The sequence below is a fragment of the Streptomyces sp. NPDC034037 genome (assembly GCF_055575715.1).
Genome location: NZ_JBVISC010000001.1, coordinates 387,915 through 403,505, shown reverse-complemented (window position 1 = coordinate 403,505; position 15,591 = coordinate 387,915). Strand labels below are relative to the sequence as shown.

Sequence of the window (15,591 nt, the reverse complement as noted above, 5' to 3'; positions counted from 1 at the left end):
TCCCCGCGCGACCCCAAAATGCGTCCAGTAGGGTTTGGTCCGCATAAACATCCAAACCCCTGCCCGTCGCAGGGCGGCGACCGACCAGCGAGAAGGCCGCAGCCGACAAGCGCGGGCGAGACTCTCGGGAAGGCGCTACGTGAGTCCCAACGGCTCCGACCGCTCGTCGCGGCGCCCGATGCGGCGGAAGCTGCCGCAGGTGCTGACTGCGGGCCTGATCCTGGCGACCGCCACCGGTTGCACATACAAGGATTTCCCCCGCCTTGGAATGCCGACCCCGGTAACGGAAGAGGCTCCGCGGATTCTCTCCCTCTGGCAGGGCTCGTGGGCGGCAGCGCTCGCCACGGGCGTGCTGGTCTGGGGCCTGATCCTGTGGAGCGTCATCTTCCACCGGCGAAGCCGCACCAAGGTGGAGGTTCCTCTTCAGACCCGTTACAACATGCCCATCGAGGCGCTGTACACGGTCGTCCCCCTCATCATCGTCTCCGTGCTGTTCTACTTCACGGCACGGGACGAGTCGAAGCTCCTCAAGCTCGAGGACAAGCCGGCCCACACCATCAACGTGGTCGGCTACCAGTGGAGCTGGGGCTTCAACTACGTCGAGAACGTTCCGGGCGCGGGCAAGGAGAACGCCAGGACCTCCAAGGACCTGGAGGCCATCCCGGACAAGTTCCGCGACGACTTCCCGGCCAAGGCCAACGGCGTCTACGAAGTCGGCACGCCCGGCGAGCGGAACCCCCAGAACGGAAACCCCGGCCCGACCCTCTGGCTCCCCAAGGGCGAGAAGGTTCGTTTCGTCCTGACTTCGCGTGACGTCATCCACTCCTTCTGGGTGGTGCCGTTCCTCATGAAGCAGGACGTCATCCCGGGCCACACCAACGCCTTCGAGGTGACTCCGAACAAGGAGGGCACCTTCATGGGCAAGTGCGCCGAGCTGTGCGGCGTCGACCACTCCCGGATGCTCTTCAACGTCAAGGTCGTCTCTCCCGAGCGCTACAAGCAGCACCTCGAGGACCTGGCGAAGAAGAACCAGACCGGTTACATCCCGGCCGGCATCGAGCAGACGCCCCACGAGAAGAACCGGGAGACGAACAACCTGTGAGCATCCTCAACGAACCTCAGGGTGCCGCGGCAGCAGAAGACTCGTACGAGAACGAGCTGCCGGTCAGGCGCAAGCGGCCGGGAAACGTCGTCGTCAAGTGGATGACCACCACTGACCACAAGACCATCGGCACGCTCTATCTGGTCACCTCGTTCGCGTTCTTCTGCATCGGCGGAGTGATGGCGCTCTTCATGCGCGCCGAACTCGCCCGCCCGGGTTCGCAGCTCATGTCGAACGAGCAGTTCAACCAGGCGTTCACGATGCACGGCACGATCATGCTGCTGATGTTCGCGACGCCGCTGTTCGCCGGCTTCGCGAACTGGATCATGCCGCTGCAGATCGGCGCGCCCGACGTCGCCTTCCCGCGACTGAACATGTTCGCCTACTGGCTCTACCTGTTCGGCTCGCTCATCGCGGTCGGCGGTTTCCTCACGCCGAACGGCGCGGCCGACTTCGGCTGGTTCGCCTACAGCCCGCTCTCGGACGCCGTCCGGTCCCCGGGCATCGGCGCCGACATGTGGATCATGGGTCTGGCCTTCTCCGGCTTCGGCACGATCCTCGGCTCGGTCAACTTCATCACCACGATCATCTGCATGCGCGCGCCCGGCATGACCATGTTCCGCATGCCGATCTTCGTGTGGAACGTGCTGCTGACGGCCGTCCTCGTGCTGCTGGCCTTCCCGGTCCTGGCCGCCGCGCTGTTCGCCCTGGAGGCGGACCGCAAATTCGGTGCCCATGTCTTCGACGCGGCCAATGGCGGCGCATTGCTCTGGCAACACCTCTTCTGGTTCTTCGGCCATCCAGAGGTGTACATCATCGCGCTGCCATTCTTCGGAATCATTTCCGAGGTCATCCCGGTCTTCTCCCGCAAGCCGATGTTCGGCTACATGGGCCTGATCGGCGCGACGATCGCGATCGCGGGTCTGTCGGTGACGGTGTGGGCGCACCACATGTACGTCACGGGCGGCGTGCTGTTGCCGTTCTTCTCCTTCATGACGTTCCTCATCGCCGTACCGACAGGCGTGAAGTTCTTCAACTGGATCGGCACCATGTGGAAGGGGTCACTGAGTTTCGAGACCCCGATGCTGTGGGCGGTCGGCTTCCTGATCACCTTCACCTTCGGCGGTCTGACGGGTGTCATCCTGGCCTCGCCGCCGATGGACTTCCACGTCTCGGACTCGTACTTCGTGGTGGCGCACTTCCACTACGTGGTCTTCGGCACCGTCGTCTTCGCGATGTTCTCCGGCTTCCACTTCTGGTGGCCGAAGTTCACCGGCAAGATGCTGGACGAGCGCCTCGGAAAGATCACCTTCTGGACGCTGTTCGTGGGCTTCCACGGCACGTTCCTGGTCCAGCACTGGCTGGGCGCCGAGGGCATGCCGCGTCGTTACGCGGACTACCTCGACGCCGACGGCTTCACCGCGCTGAACACGATCTCGACGATCAGCTCGTTCCTGCTCGGCCTGTCGATCCTGCCGTTCTTCTACAACATCTGGAAGACGGCCAAGTACGGCAAGAAGGTCGAGGTCGACGACCCGTGGGGCTACGGCCGCTCGCTGGAGTGGGCCACGTCCTGCCCGCCGCCGCGGCACAACTTCCTCACCCTGCCGCGCATCCGCAGTGAATCGCCGGCCTTCGACCTGCACCACCCCGACATCGCCGCGCTCGGCCAGATCGAGAACGCCGGGCAGAAGGACACCAAGATGTTCGGTGGCGACAAGGAGGCCGCGAAGTGAAGATCCAGGGCAAGATGTTCATCTGGCTGAGCGTCTTCGTCCTCGCCATGGCGATCGTCTATGGCGTGTGGTCGAAGGAGCCGGCCGGTACCACGGCGCTCTTCCTGGCCTTCGGCCTGTGCATCATGATCGGCTACTACCTGGCCTTCACGGCCCGGCGGGTCGACGCCTCCGCACAGGACAACAAGGAGGCCGACGTCGCGGACGAGGCCGGCGAGGTGGGCTTCTTCAGCCCGCACAGCTGGCAGCCGCTCTCGCTGGCCATCGGCGGCGCGCTCGCCTTCATGAGCATCGCCATCGGCTGGTGGCTGCTGTACTTCTCCGCCCCCCTCCTGCTCATCGGCCTGTGGGGCTGGGTCTTCGAGTACTACCGCGGCGAGAACCAGACCCAGTGAGTCTGTAGCTCCCGCCCGCGCCAGGGGCCCGGACACTCCGTCAGGAGCGTCCGGGCCCCTCGGCGTGTCGCGCTCGCCCCTCCAACGGGTCACTCACCGCGCCGGACCGGATGAACCTCCCTACCGTGAGTTCATGAGCCACTCACCGCGAATCCCCACGGTACTGAGCTGCACGATGCTGGTGGCCGCACTCGGTGCGGGGGCCACCGCATGCGGCGGCCCCGACGGCCACCCGCTCTCGGCGAAGCCGTACGACGCGGCCGGCCAGATCGCCTTCAACGGCCCGGTGGGCAGCAAGAAGGCGGACCCGGACAAGCCCCTTGAGGTCACCGCCCAGGGCGAGGACGGACGCATCACCGACGTCACGGCCACCGACGCCCTGGGGCGGTACGTGGCGGGCGAACTCTCCGCCGACGGCGCCCGCTGGCGCAGCACCGGCCCGCTGGCGGCAGGCGCCCAGTACACCGTCCGGGTGAGCACCGAGGACGAGGAGGGCGCGCCGGGCCGCAAGGTCATGAACTTCGAGACCGAGGTGCCGCCCAAGAAGAAGCGGCTGGGCGTCACCTTCGGCCCCGAGGCGGGCACCTACGGCGTCGGACAGCCCGTCATCGCTTCCCTCGACGCCTCGGTGAAGGGCAAGGAGGCCAGGGCGACCGTCGAGCGGGCCCTGAAGGTCCGGTCGGTGCCCGCGGTCGAGGGCGCCTGGTACTGGGTGGACGACAAGACGCTGCACTACCGCCCCAAGGAGTACTGGCCCGCCCGCGCCACGATCAGCGTGTCCAGCAACCTGGCGGGCATCAAGGTCGCCGACAAGCTGTGGGGCGGTGAGAGCAAGCCCCTGAAGTTCACCACCGGGGACCGGGTCGAGGCCGTGACGGACGCCGGATCCCACTGGATGACGGTCTACCGCAACGGCAAGGAGATCAACTCGATCCCGGTGACCACCGGCAAGCCCGGCTACTCCACCCGCAACGGCGTCAAGGTCGTGCTCGGCAAGGAGTACTCCGTACGCATGACCAGCGCCAGCATCGGCGCCTCGGACTTCTACGACAAGCAGGTCTACTACGCGACGCGGGTCACCGACTCCGGCGAGTACGTGCACGCCGCGCCCTGGTCGACCGGCTCCCAGGGCGTGGCGAACACCAGCCACGGCTGCACCGGCATGAGCACCGGCAACGCCGCCTGGTTCTACGAGAACGTGCGTCAGGGCGACCTGGTGAAGGTCGTCAACAGCTACGGCGAGGACATGCCGGCGTTCGGCAACGGCCTCGGCGACTGGAACATGAGCTGGACGAACTGGCGCAAGGGCAGCGCGCTGCTCTCCGGCACCAAGGAGGGCCCCACGGCGGCCGACGCGGCCCGACTGCGGCCGCAGGTCTAGCGAGGCCGCAGGAGACGGCTCACAGGGCCCCACGCCGCGCCGTGAGACCCCGGCCGGGCCGCGGCGGCCCGGCCCTCGGGCCTCAGGCCCGCACGGCCGCCCTGCCGCGCAGCAGGCCCGCCAGCACTTCCGCGAACTCCACCGGCTCGACCGGAAGGGTCACCGCCGCTTCCGCGCGGCTCCAAGTGGCGAGCCAGGCGTCCTGGGGACGCCCGATGAGCAGCAGGACCGGCGGCGCCTGGAAGATCTCGTCCTTGATCTGACGGCACACGCCCATGCCGCCCGCCGGCGTCGCCTCGCCGTCCAGCACACAGACGTCGACGCCGCCCTCGTCCAGCTGCTTGAGCACGGCGGGCAGGGTCGCGCACTCGATGAACTCGACCTCGGGAACGTCCGTCGCCGGCCTGCGCCCGGTGGCCGACCGGACCTGCTCGCGGGTGCTCGCGTTGTCGCTGTAGACCAGCACCGTGGCGGTCGGCTGCATTGTTCCTCCAGATCATCGAGCTGAACAGGCTGTGCCGTCGTGGGATCGGGGACCGATGCGCGGATGCTACCCCTCCCGACACCCCGTCAACAGCGGTTCGGACAGGCCTCCGATGGGCCATACGGGCAGGACACACCCCGCAGACACTCCGAACGGCACCCCCCGGGGTGAGGGCGGGATAAGCGACCGACATAATGTCGGTCGTGGCGACAGCAACGACAGTAGATACCGGGCACGCGCACCCGCCGGTCAATCGACCGAACCTCACCAGCGTCGGAACCATCATCTGGCTGAGTTCCGAGCTGATGTTCTTCGCGGCCCTCTTCGCGATGTACTTCACCCTGCGATCGGTGACAGGTCCTGATCACTGGAAGGAAATGGCCTCGGCCCTGAACTTCCCGTTCTCGGCGACGAACACCACCATCCTGGTGCTCTCCTCTCTCACGTGTCAGCTCGGCGTCTTCGCCGCTGAGCGTGGCGACGTGAAGAAGCTCCGGATGTGGTTCATCGTCACCTTCATCATGGGTGCGATCTTCATCGGCGGTCAGGTGTTCGAGTACACCGAGCTGGTCAAGAAGGACGGGCTCTCGCTCTCCTCCGACCCGTACGGCTCGGTCTTCTACCTGACCACCGGCTTCCACGGACTGCATGTGACAGGCGGCCTGATCGCCTTCCTGCTGGTCCTCGGCCGCACCTACGCGGCCAGGAAGTTCACCCATGAACAGGCGACCGCAGCCATCGTCGTGTCCTACTACTGGCACTTCGTCGATGTGGTCTGGATCGGACTCTTCGCCACGATCTACATGATCAAGTAATCGGCGGGGTCGCTCGCGCGACGTACCGACACATTCCAGCATCGACGCAGAAGATCCTGACACCGGGGTAATCCGTGAAAAAGCTCTCCGCACGACGACGCCATCCGCTGGCGGCGGTCGTCGTCCTACTCCTCGCGCTGGCGGCCACCGGGGGGCTGTACGCCGCGTTCGCGCCGGCGGACAAGGCGCAGGCCGACGACACCGCCCAGTCCCTCGCCATCGACGAGGGCAAGAAGCTCTACGCCGTGGGCTGCTCCAGCTGCCACGGAACCGGCGGTCAGGGGTCCTCCGACGGTCCGCCGCTGACGGGCGTGGGCGCCGCGGCGGTCGACTTCCAGGTCGGCACCGGGCGTATGCCGCTCCAGCAGCAGGGTGCCCAGGCGCCCAAGAAGAAGGTCATTTACAACCAGGCCCAGATCGACCAGCTCGCGGCGTACATCTCCTCGCTCGGCGCCGGTCCCTCGGTCCCCACCGAGAAGCAGTACAGCCCGGCCGGGGCGGACATCGCCAAGGGTGGCGAGCTGTTCCGCACCAACTGCGCGCAGTGCCACAACTTCACCGGTGAGGGTGGCGCGCTGACGCACGGCAAGTACGCGCCGTCACTCGAAGGTGTCTCCCCGAAGCACATCTACGAGGCCATGCAGACCGGCCCGCAGAACATGCCGTCCTTCCCCGACACCACGATGCCGGAGAAGGAGAAGAAGGAGATCATCGCGTACCTCGACGCGGTCAACGGCGAGAAGACCCAGAGCCCCGGCGGTCTCAAGCTGGGTGGGCTGGGCCCGGTCAGTGAAGGCCTCTTCGGCTGGATCTTCGGTCTCGGCTCGCTGATCGCGGTCGCCGTGTGGGTCGCCGCTCGGACCGCAAAGGCCAAGAAGTCATGAGTAGCCAAGAGATTCCAGAAGAGAACCTGCCCAGCAAGCAGGTGACCGAGCCCGAGCACGGTTCGGTGGCGGTCGCGGACGAGAACCCGTTCGCCGACCCGGGGCTCCCGCCCCACCAGCACCGCATCCAGGACATCGACGAGCGGGCCGCGAAGCGCTCCGAGCGTGCGATCGCGTTCCTGTTCACGCTGTCCATGCTGGCCACGGTCGGCTTCATCGCCGCGTTCGTGACCATCCCGGCCGACCGCAGCGTCTTCGTCTGGCCGATCGGACACATCAGCGGGCTCAACTTCGCCCTGGGTCTGACCCTCGGCCTCGCGCTCTTCTGCATCGGCGCGGGTGCGGTCCACTGGGCCCGCACCCTGATGTCTGACGTGGAGGTCGCCGACGAGCGTCACCCGATCGAGGCCGAGCCCGAGGTCAGGGCCAAGGTCATGGCCGACTTCAAGGCCGGTGCCGCGGAGTCGCAGTTCGGCCGGCGCAAGCTGATCCGCAACACGATGTTCGGCGCGCTGGCCCTGGTCCCGCTCTCCGGTGTCGTCCTCCTGCGCGACCTCGGTCCGCTGCCCGAGGACAAGCTCCGGCACACCAAGTGGGCCAAGGGCAAGAAGCTCGTCAACATGAACACCAACGAGCCGCTGCGTCCCTCGGACGTGCAGGTCGGTTCGCTGACGTTCGCCATGCCCGAGGGCATGTCGGAGCACGACCACGACTTCCAGACCCAGATCGCCAAGGCCGCCCTGATGATCGTCCGGATCCAGCCGGAGAACATCAAGGACAAGCGCGAGCTCGAGTGGTCGCACGAGGGCGTCGTGGCGTACTCCAAGATCTGCACCCACGTGGGCTGCCCGATCTCCCTGTACGAGCAGCAGACGCACCACGTCCTGTGCCCGTGCCACCAGTCCACCTTCGACCTCTCCGACGGTGCCCGAGTGATCTTCGGCCCCGCTGGTCACCCCCTGCCGCAGCTGCGCATCGGTGTGAACGAGGAGGGCTACCTCGAGGCGCTCGGCGACTTCGAAGAGCCCGTCGGTCCTGCCTTCTTCGAGAGGGGCTGACCTGATGAGCAGCGACAACAAGAAGAAGGCACCCGCCGGCGAGCGGGTGGCCGACTGGGCCGACGGCCGCCTTGGGATCTACTCCCTGGCCAAGGCCAACATGCGCAAGATCTTCCCGGACCACTGGTCCTTCATGCTCGGCGAGATCTGCATGTACAGCTTCATCATCATCATCCTCACGGGTGTGTATCTGACGCTGTTCTTCCACCCGTCGATGAACGAGGTGGAGTACCACGGCAGCTACGTCCCGCTGCAGGGACAGCTGATGTCCGAGGCGTTCAACTCGACCATGCACATCTCCTTCGATGTGCGCGGCGGTCTGCTCATCCGGCAGATCCACCACTGGGCGGCGCTGATCTTCCTCGCCGGCATGTTCGTGCACATGATGCGCGTGTTCTTCACGGGCGCCTTCCGCAAGCCGCGTGAGGTCAACTGGCTGTTCGGCTTCCTGCTGTTCGTCCTCGGCATGTTCACCGGTTTCACCGGTTACTCGCTCCCGGACGACCTGCTCTCCGGCACCGGTGTGCGCTTCATGCAGGGCGCGATCCTGTCCGTCCCGGTCGTCGGCACGTATCTGTCGATGTTCCTGTTCGGCGGGGAGTTCCCGGGCGGCGACTTCGTGGCGCGGTTCTACTCGGTGCACATCCTGCTGCTGCCGGGCATCATGCTGGGCCTGATGGTGGCGCACCTGATCCTGGTCTTCTACCACAAGCACACGCAGTTCGCGGGCCCCGGCAAGAGCAACAAGAACGTCGTCGGCATGCCGCTGCTGCCCGTGTACATGGCCAAGGCCGGAGGCTTCTTCTTCCTGGTCTTCGGTGTCATCGCGGCCATCGCGGCCATCGCCTCGATCAACCCGATCTGGGCGATGGGCCCCTACCGTCCGGACCACGTGTCCACCGGCGCCCAGCCCGACTGGTACATGGGCTTCGCCGAGGGCCTGATCCGTGTCATGCCGGGCTGGGAGATCAACCTCTGGGGCCACACGCTGGTCCTCGGTGTGTTCATCCCGCTGGTGATCTTCCCGTTGGTCCTCGCGGCCATCGCGGTCTACCCGTTCATCGAGTCCTGGGTCACCGGGGACAAGCGCGAGCACCACATCCTGGACCGCCCGCGCAACGTCCCGACCCGTACGGCCTTCGGTGTCGCGTGGATCACCGCGTACATGATCATGCTCGTCGGTGGCGGCAACGACCTGTGGGCCACGCACTTCCACCTGTCGCTGAACGCGATCACCTGGTTCGTCCGGATCTTCTTCTTCGTCGGACCGGTCATCGCCTTCATCGTCACCAAGCGGATCTGCCTCGGCCTCCAGCGCCGCGACAAGGATAAGGTGCTGCACGGCCGCGAGTCGGGCATCATCAAGCGCCTGCCGCACGGTGAGTTCATCGAGGTCCACGAGCCGCTCGACCAGGGGCAGCTGCACACGCTCACCGCGCACGAGCAGTACGCGCCGGTCGAGATCGGCCCCTCGGTCGACGAGAACGGCGTCGAGCGCAAGGTGTCCGGTTCGCAGAAGCTCCGGGCCAAGCTCTCCCAGGGTTACTACGGGGACGACAACCAGATCCCCAAGCCCACCGTCGAGGAGTACAAGGAGATCACCAGCGGCCACGGCCACCACTGATCACCTGAAGCTCCACGAGCTCTGACCTCCCCCACTTTCGGCCTCGCCGGAGCGGGGGGCCCACATGGTCGCCACGGCAAGAGCCCCGTCCGGTTCATGGACGGGGCTCTTTGCCGTCCCGGCGGCTGGATAGGGTGGACACCGAGGACCCGGCCCGGCCGACGCGTCGGGTTCTTCCTTCCCCGACAGACGAACACCAGGAGCGGCCATGAGCGCTGTGACCCCCGCAGGAGGCACGACCGCGGCGGGCCGTTCCTGGCCCGACGTGCTGAACGGCCTGCTCGACGGGCGCGACCAGAGCGCCGACGACACGGCCTGGGCCATGGACCGCATCATGCGCGGCGAGGCCACCGACGCCCAGATCGCGGGCTTCGTCGTGGCGCTGCGGGCCAAGGGCGAGACCGTGCAGGAGATCTCCGGCCTGGTCCGCACCATGTACGACCACGCCAACGTGATCGAGGTGCCGGGGCGGACCGTCGACATCGTCGGCACCGGCGGTGACGGCGCCAAGACCGTCAACATCTCCACCATGTCCGCCATCGTCGTGGCCGGCACCGGCGCGAAGGTCGTCAAGCACGGCAACCGCGCCGCGTCCTCGGCCAGCGGCGCCTCCGACGTGCTGGAGAGGCTCGGCGTCAACCTCCAGCTGACCCCCGAGCGGGTCGTGGAGGTCGCCGAGGAGGCGGGCATCACCTTCTGCTTCGCGGTGAAGTTCCACCCGGCGCTGCGACACGCCGGCGCCGCGCGCGGCCAGCTGGGCATCCGGACCGTCTTCAACCTCCTGGGCCCGCTCACCAATCCGGCCCGGGTGCGCGCCCAGGCCGTCGGGGTCGCCGACGCGCGGATGGCCCCGGTCGTCGCCGGTGTCTTCGCCGAGCGCGGCAACTCCTCGCTGGTCTTCCGCGGCGACGACGGGCTGGACGAGCTGACGACGACGGCGACCTCCCGGGTCTGGACGGTGCGCGACGGCGCCGTGCGCGAGGAGGCCTTCGACCCGCGCGACGTGGGGATCGACCTGGTGCCTGTCGAGGCGCTGCGCGGCGCCGACGCCGCGTACAACGCCGAGGTGGCGCTGCGGCTGCTCGACGGCGAGAAGGGGCCGGTGCGCGACGCGGTCCTGTTGAACTCGGCGGCGGCCCTGGTGGCCCTCGCGCAGGAGCCGGGGACCCTCACGGAGCAGATCCGCACGGGCATGGACCGGGCGGCCGAGTCGATCGACTCCGGGGCCGCCAAGAAGGCCCTGGAGCGCTGGGTGGCGGCCAGCAACCGCTGACCCCCCCTCACCCGTGTGACGCAAGGCGCGGTCCGGATTCTGGACCGCGCCTTGCGCGCCGAAGATCGTGTGGCAAGATGCTGCACAGGTCATGAGTGACAGCGACTACGGCCCCGGCCCGCTGTCCGGCAACCCTCCGTCCGTGGCGGGGTGCCCCGGGTGAAGACCAGGTCGTACGCAGCAAGGCGTATGGCAAGCGCGGACCCCTGGACATCGGTGGATGTCACAGCCCTGGGGTCCTGGTCCTCAAGGGAGCAGTCTCGTGAGCAAGCGAATGTGTTAGGGCCTCGTCGCCCCTTTTCCGCACACCTTCTTCTTTTCGTCACTGCACCGCCGTACCTCTGCCGTACGCGCGTCGACGCAGTGAACTCACTTGTCTCTTACGGGAGTTCGCCATGTCTGTTTCCGCCGTTGCCGCCGACTCGTCCGTCTGCGCCCCGCTGGCCGTCCTCGGCCGGGACGTCACCGTGCCGCTCGTCACCGGCGGCGAGGTGACGTACGCCGCCCTCGACTACGCGGCGAGCGCGCCGGCGCTCCAGCGGGTGTGGGACGACGTGGCCGCGTACGCGCCGTACTACGGCAGCGTGCACCGCGGCGCCGGATACCTCTCGCAGCTGTCCACCGACCTCTTCGAGAACTCCCGTACGGCCGTCGCGGAGTTCCTCGACTGCCGCCCGGACGACCAGGTCGTCTTCACCCGGTCCACCACCGACTCGCTGAACCTGCTCGCCGCCGCGCTGCCCGCCGGCTGCGAGGTCTTCGTCTTCGAGACCGAGCACCACGCCTCGCTGCTGCCCTGGCGGGACGCCCGCGTCACCTACCTCGACGCGCCGCGCACCCACGCCGAGGCCGTGCGGACCCTGGAGCGGGCCCTGGCCGACCGCGAACCGTACGGGCCCGCCCTGGTGTGCGTGACCGGCGCCTCGAACGTCACCGGCGAGCTGTGGCCGGTGCGGGAGCTGGCCGCCGCCGCGCACGCCCACGGCGCCCGCATCGTCCTGGACGCCGCGCAGCTCGCCCCCCACCACCCGGTCTCCGTACGGGAGTTGGACGTCGACTGGGTCGCCTTCTCCGGGCACAAGCTGTACGCGCCGTTCGGCTCGGGCGTGCTCGCGGGACGCTCCGACTGGCTGCGGGCGGCCGAGCCCTACCTCGCGGGCGGCGGCGCCTCGCGCAAGGTGGCGCGGCGCCCCAAGGAAGCGGGCGGCGGCGTGGACGTCGAGTGGCACGAGAGCGCCGCCCGCCACGAGGCCGGCTCGCCGAACGTGATCGGCGTCTACTCCATCGCCTCCGCCTGCAAGGCGCTCACCGAGGCCGGCTTCGAGGAGCTGGTCGCCCGGGAGCAGCACTTGATCGGGAAGGTGCGCGAGGGGCTCGCCGAGGTGCCCGCCGTGCGGATCCTCTCGCTCTTCGGTGACGACGCGCCGCGCGTGGGCGTCATCTCCTTCGTGGTGGACGGCTGGAACAGCTCGCACTTCGCCGCCGCGCTCTCCGCCGAGTACGGCATCGGCGTACGAGACGGCCTGTTCTGCGCCCACCCGCTGCTGCGCACCCTGCTCGGCGCCGAGAGCGAGGAGCCCGGCGAGTGCGGCGCCCCCGAGGCCGCGCCGGGGGAGAAGTCCCTGAACGCGATCCGCGTGAGCTTCGGCGCGGGCACCCCGGACGAGCACGTCGAGCGGTTCGTGGGCGCCGTCAAGGAGCTGGTGGCCGACGGCGCGCGCTGGAGCTACCGCACGCAGGACGGCCGCTGCGTGCCGGACACCGGCGCCGCCTGAGAGGCCCCACGGGGGGGCTAGGAGTCGAGGCCGATCGCGAACGCCGCTTCCAGGTCGTGCTGCGAGTACGTGCGGAACGCCACGTGGGTGTCCGTCGCCTCCACGCCGGGGATCTTGCTGATCCGCCCGGGGATGACGTCCGCGAGGTCGTCGTGGCGCGGCACCCGCACCATCGCGATCAGGTCGTAGGTGCCGGTCACGGAGAAGACCTCGCTGACCGAGTCGAGCGCGGCGATCGACTCGGCGATCTCCGGAATCCGGTCCACGCTGGTCTTGATGAGCACGATCGCGGTGATCACGGCTGGCTGTCTCCCTCGGTGGCCGGTACTGCTGTGCCTGTCACCTTAGCCTTCCGCGCGGACCACCCCCAGGCGTAGAGAAAGCCCAGGGAGAAGCCGACGAGGTGGGCCAGATAGGCCACTCCGGTGCCCTTGCCGGCCTGCCCCGCCGCCAGCCACTGGAGCGTCACCCAGAACGGCAGCACGAGCCAGGCGGGAAAGCGCAGGGGCAGGAAGAACAGGAACGGGAAGAGGCTGGTGACGCGCGCTTTCGGGAAGAGGCGCAGGAACGCGCCGAGGACGGCGGAGATCGCCCCGGAGGCCCCGACGAGGGTCTGGCCGGAACCCGCGTGCGCCGCCGCGTAGGCGAGCAGGGCGAAATAGCCGCAGACGACGTAGAAGAGTGCGTAGGGCAGGTGCCCCATGCGCTGTTCGACCATGGCCCCGAAGACGTACAGGAACAGCATGTTCCCGAGCAGGTGCACCCAGCTGCCGTGCACGAACAGCGCGGTGAACGGGCCAAGGGCGGCCCGTGGGACGCCGCTGAACAGCTCGGCGGGGACCACGCCCCAGCGTTCGAAGTAGGCCTGTTGCGCGGCGAGCAGCTGGTCGCCGGTGCCGTGGGCGGGGTTGAACCCGGAGACCGGGGAGATCACGAAGATCAGGCAGCAGACGGCGATCAGGCCATGGGTCATCGGGGCCGACCGGCCCCCCAGCAGCCGGACCGCCTTCGGGCTCCATGCTTTGATCATGGGCAGAGCATGACGTAACGGGAGCTACCGGCATAGACCGCCATGCCGGGCCGGACACCGCCGCACGGCGACCCTTACAGGCCTTAGGGTTACGGGCGATGCGCCTCGCCGAGCACCGCGGGCGGGCACGGCCACCGAGGAAAGCGAACAGCCACGATGACGGTTCCCCTGCCGACCGCCACCACCCGGTGGCGCTGCACGCTCTGCGGCAATCTCACGCGTTTCGACGTGACCCGCACCTCCAAGGTCGTCGAGTATGTGCATCTCGACCTGGCCGGTGAGTCGAACGTCGAGGAACGCGAGGTGGTCAGTGAGACCATCGAGTCGGTGCGCTGCCGCTGGTGCAACGCGGTGGATCAGGTGGAACTCGTGGACAGGCCGGGCACCGACTCCTGAGGGAGCGGGCCCGCACGGCTAGTGGGGTGACGGATGGTGGAGAGCGCGGGCGGGGAGCCGGACGACGGCACCGCTGAGGTGCTCGACCGTCCGCTGCCCGACGGGGTGCGCCGACGGGTCGTGCAGATCGTCTCGGACGGCTTCGGCGGGCTGACGATGGCGGAACTGCCCGCCCAGCTGAGGCAGTACGCCCGCTTCACGCCCACCCGGCGCGCCAAGTTCGCGGCCAACGCCATGGCGGCGGCCCTGGAGGGCGACACCCTCTTCCGCCAGCGCATCGGTGAACGCCTCAGGGAGGCGCAGGCCGAGCTGGCCGCCGCCCTGGACGCGGGGACCCCGCCGCCGGCCGCCGACCCCCTGGACGTGGCGGCCGCGGCCTTCGTGCTGCGCCCGCCCGGCTGGGTGAAGCTGGTGACCGCCGCGGGCGAGGAGGCCCAGCGGGCGGACGCCGAGCGCGTGCAGGAGGAGACCAGGGCCGAGCTGGAGCGGCTGCGCGAGGAGCTGGCCGCCGCCCGCGGCCAGACCAGGGCGGAGACCGAGCGGCTGCGCGCGGAGCTGGACGCGGCGCGCAGGGAAGCCGAGTCGATGCACCGCAAGCTGCGCGGCGCGCTCAGTGACGTCAAGCGCGGCGAGGCGGCGCTGCGCAAGGCGACCGCCGAGACCGAGGCGGTCCGCGCCGAGCAGCAGGCGCTCCTGTCCGCCGCCGAGAGCGAGACGCGGCGGCTCAAGGCGCGGCTCGGCGAGACCGAGGCCGCCCTGGAGGCCAGCCGCAGGGCCGTCCGCGAGGGGCGCAGCGTGGAGGACATGCGGGTGCGCCTGCTGCTCGACACGGTCCTGGAGTCGGCCCAGGGGCTGCGGCGCGAGCTGGCCCTGCCGCCGGTCTCCGTGCGCCCCGCCGAGACCGTGGACGCCGTGGAGCCCGGCCGGATGTCCCCCAAGGACATCGCCGCCCGCGCCCTCTCGGAGAACGATCCGGCGATCTTGGACCAACTGCTCGCGCTGCCCCAGGCGCATCTGGTCGTCGACGGCTACAACGTCACCAAGACGGGCTATCCGACCATGCCGCTGGAGAAGCAGCGGTTGCGCCTGCTCGGCTCGCTCTCGCAGCTCGCCCTGCAGTCGGGCGCCGAGGTCACCTGCGTCTTCGACGGCGCGGAGCTGGCCGCTCCGGTGCTGCTCGCGCCGCCGCGCGGGGTGCGGGTGCTGTTCTCCAAGCCCGGTGTCACGGCGGACGAGTTGATCCGCCAGCTGGTGCGCGCCGAGCCGCCCGGCAGGCCCGTGGTCGTCGTGTCGACCGACCGTGAGGTGGCCGACGGGATCGCGAAGGCGGGCGCGCGGCCGGTGGCTTCGGCGGTCCTGCTGAAGAGGCTTTCGCGGGGCTAACGTGCCTGGTGCAACTCCTGGGTCGTATGCCCGAATTGAGCGTCGACCGGAGTGGCGTAGCGTCAGAAGGTCATCACCGGCTGTGCCTTATCGGTAAAGAATGCGCTTCGCGACCGATTTTTTGCCGACGTGATTTGAACTGATCACAAGAAGGTCACTAGGGTCACCCTTCGAACCCCCGCTCGGTTGATCACCCATCCGGGGTGGCGGCGGTGGTACCCGCCCGCCGCGTCTCGGTAGGCGGCTGGAGGAAGA

General features: G+C 68.5%; 15 protein-coding genes and 1 riboswitch. Of the genes, 12 read left to right on the top strand and 3 right to left on the bottom strand.

The features are described from left to right. Positions 1-139 precede the first annotated feature (139 nt). The 4 genes from ctaC (at position 140) to ACZ516_RS01865 (ending at position 4,614) form a co-directional block, all read left to right on the top strand. Positions 140-1,102: an aa3-type cytochrome oxidase subunit II gene (gene ctaC, locus ACZ516_RS01880; RefSeq protein ID WP_358584032.1), complete on the top strand. Its 963-nt coding sequence runs from the start codon at positions 140-142 to the stop codon at positions 1,100-1,102. Continuing rightward, positions 1,099-2,838, top strand: coding sequence for an aa3-type cytochrome oxidase subunit I (gene ctaD / locus ACZ516_RS01875; RefSeq protein WP_358584034.1), 1,740 nt, complete (start codon positions 1,099-1,101; stop codon positions 2,836-2,838). Before ctaC ends, ctaD begins: the two co-directional genes overlap by 4 nt. Continuing rightward, positions 2,835-3,233 carry a cytochrome c oxidase subunit 4 gene (locus ACZ516_RS01870; protein WP_358584035.1) on the top strand — a complete coding sequence of 133 codons (399 nt, stop codon included), beginning with the start codon at positions 2,835-2,837 and terminating at the stop codon, positions 3,231-3,233. The genes ctaD and ACZ516_RS01870 overlap by 4 nt, the downstream gene beginning before the upstream one ends. 133 nt (positions 3,234-3,366) lie before the next feature. After that, the gene (locus tag ACZ516_RS01865; RefSeq protein ID WP_469008030.1) at positions 3,367-4,614 is read left to right on the top strand and encodes a L,D-transpeptidase; all 1,248 of its coding nucleotides are present in this window, start codon (positions 3,367-3,369) and stop codon (positions 4,612-4,614) included. A gap of 82 nt (positions 4,615-4,696) precedes the next feature. Here the strand turns inward: ACZ516_RS01865 and ACZ516_RS01860 are convergent, their stop codons facing one another. After that, a complete protein-coding gene (locus tag ACZ516_RS01860) occupies positions 4,697-5,098 on the bottom strand; it encodes a hypothetical protein (RefSeq protein WP_469008029.1) in 402 nt (133 codons plus the stop codon). 194 nt (positions 5,099-5,292) lie between these two features. On the opposite strand from ACZ516_RS01860, the gene ctaE reads away from it, so the two are divergent. The 6 genes from ctaE (at position 5,293) to ACZ516_RS01830 (ending at position 12,527) form a co-directional block, all read left to right on the top strand. Continuing rightward, positions 5,293-5,913 carry an aa3-type cytochrome oxidase subunit III gene (ctaE, locus tag ACZ516_RS01855; RefSeq protein WP_205035075.1) on the top strand — a complete coding sequence of 207 codons (621 nt, stop codon included), beginning with the start codon at positions 5,293-5,295 and terminating at the stop codon, positions 5,911-5,913. A 74-nt stretch (positions 5,914-5,987) separates the two neighbouring features. Beyond that, the gene (gene qcrC / locus ACZ516_RS01850; RefSeq protein ID WP_358584041.1) at positions 5,988-6,797 is read left to right on the top strand and encodes a cytochrome bc1 complex diheme cytochrome c subunit; all 810 of its coding nucleotides are present in this window, start codon (positions 5,988-5,990) and stop codon (positions 6,795-6,797) included. After that, complete coding sequence (gene qcrA / locus ACZ516_RS01845; RefSeq protein ID WP_358584043.1) at positions 6,794-7,855, top strand: cytochrome bc1 complex Rieske iron-sulfur subunit; 1,062 nt, start codon at positions 6,794-6,796, stop codon at positions 7,853-7,855. Before qcrC ends, qcrA begins: the two co-directional genes overlap by 4 nt. A 4-nt stretch (positions 7,856-7,859) precedes the next feature. Beyond that, positions 7,860-9,479 carry a cytochrome bc1 complex cytochrome b subunit gene (gene qcrB, locus ACZ516_RS01840; RefSeq protein WP_358584045.1) on the top strand — a complete coding sequence of 540 codons (1,620 nt, stop codon included), beginning with the start codon at positions 7,860-7,862 and terminating at the stop codon, positions 9,477-9,479. A 208-nt stretch (positions 9,480-9,687) separates the two neighbouring features. Beyond that, positions 9,688-10,752: an anthranilate phosphoribosyltransferase gene (trpD, locus tag ACZ516_RS01835; protein WP_358584046.1), complete on the top strand. Its 1,065-nt coding sequence runs from the start codon at positions 9,688-9,690 to the stop codon at positions 10,750-10,752. Between the two features lie 87 nt (positions 10,753-10,839). Further along, positions 10,840-10,957, top strand: a riboswitch (SAM riboswitch). Between the two features lie 190 nt (positions 10,958-11,147). Then, positions 11,148-12,527: an aminotransferase class V-fold PLP-dependent enzyme gene (locus ACZ516_RS01830; RefSeq protein WP_469008026.1), complete on the top strand. Its 1,380-nt coding sequence runs from the start codon at positions 11,148-11,150 to the stop codon at positions 12,525-12,527. A 17-nt stretch (positions 12,528-12,544) separates the two neighbouring features. Here the strand turns inward: ACZ516_RS01830 and ACZ516_RS01825 are convergent, their stop codons facing one another. Next, the gene (locus tag ACZ516_RS01825; RefSeq protein WP_125512351.1) at positions 12,545-12,826 is read right to left on the bottom strand and encodes an Lrp/AsnC family transcriptional regulator; all 282 of its coding nucleotides are present in this window, start codon (positions 12,824-12,826) and stop codon (positions 12,545-12,547) included. Next, positions 12,823-13,557, bottom strand: coding sequence for a rhomboid family intramembrane serine protease (locus ACZ516_RS01820; protein ID WP_358584050.1), 735 nt, complete (start codon positions 13,555-13,557; stop codon positions 12,823-12,825). The genes ACZ516_RS01825 and ACZ516_RS01820 overlap by 4 nt, the downstream gene beginning before the upstream one ends. A 156-nt stretch (positions 13,558-13,713) precedes the next feature. On the opposite strand from ACZ516_RS01820, the gene ACZ516_RS01815 reads away from it, so the two are divergent. Both ACZ516_RS01815 and ACZ516_RS01810 read left to right on the top strand, forming a co-directional pair. After that, entirely contained in the window at positions 13,714-13,953 is a 240-nt protein-coding gene (locus ACZ516_RS01815) for a hypothetical protein (RefSeq protein WP_358584052.1), read from the top strand. Positions 13,954-13,986: 33 nt separating this feature from the next. Then, positions 13,987-15,336: an NYN domain-containing protein gene (locus tag ACZ516_RS01810; protein WP_358584054.1), complete on the top strand. Its 1,350-nt coding sequence runs from the start codon at positions 13,987-13,989 to the stop codon at positions 15,334-15,336. Positions 15,337-15,591 lie beyond the last annotated feature (255 nt).

Bases quoted from the DNA above. Each gene is read 5' to 3' on its own strand.
- ctaE (WP_205035075.1), top strand. From the start codon at position 5,293: ATGTCGGTCGTGGCGACAGCAACGACAGTAGATACCGGGCACGCGCAC.
- trpD (WP_358584046.1), top strand. From the start codon at position 9,688: ATGAGCGCTGTGACCCCCGCAGGAGGCACGACCGCGGCGGGCCGTTCC.
- qcrA (WP_358584043.1), top strand. From the start codon at position 6,794: ATGAGTAGCCAAGAGATTCCAGAAGAGAACCTGCCCAGCAAGCAGGTG.
- qcrB (WP_358584045.1), top strand. From the start codon at position 7,860: ATGAGCAGCGACAACAAGAAGAAGGCACCCGCCGGCGAGCGGGTGGCC.
- ACZ516_RS01860 (WP_469008029.1), bottom strand. From the start codon at position 5,098: ATGCAGCCGACCGCCACGGTGCTGGTCTACAGCGACAACGCGAGCACC.
- ACZ516_RS01820 (WP_358584050.1), bottom strand. From the start codon at position 13,557: ATGATCAAAGCATGGAGCCCGAAGGCGGTCCGGCTGCTGGGGGGCCGG.
- ACZ516_RS01865 (WP_469008030.1), top strand. From the start codon at position 3,367: ATGAGCCACTCACCGCGAATCCCCACGGTACTGAGCTGCACGATGCTG.
- ACZ516_RS01815 (WP_358584052.1), top strand. From the start codon at position 13,714: ATGACGGTTCCCCTGCCGACCGCCACCACCCGGTGGCGCTGCACGCTC.
- ACZ516_RS01810 (WP_358584054.1), top strand. From the start codon at position 13,987: ATGGTGGAGAGCGCGGGCGGGGAGCCGGACGACGGCACCGCTGAGGTG.
- ACZ516_RS01830 (WP_469008026.1), top strand. From the start codon at position 11,148: ATGTCTGTTTCCGCCGTTGCCGCCGACTCGTCCGTCTGCGCCCCGCTG.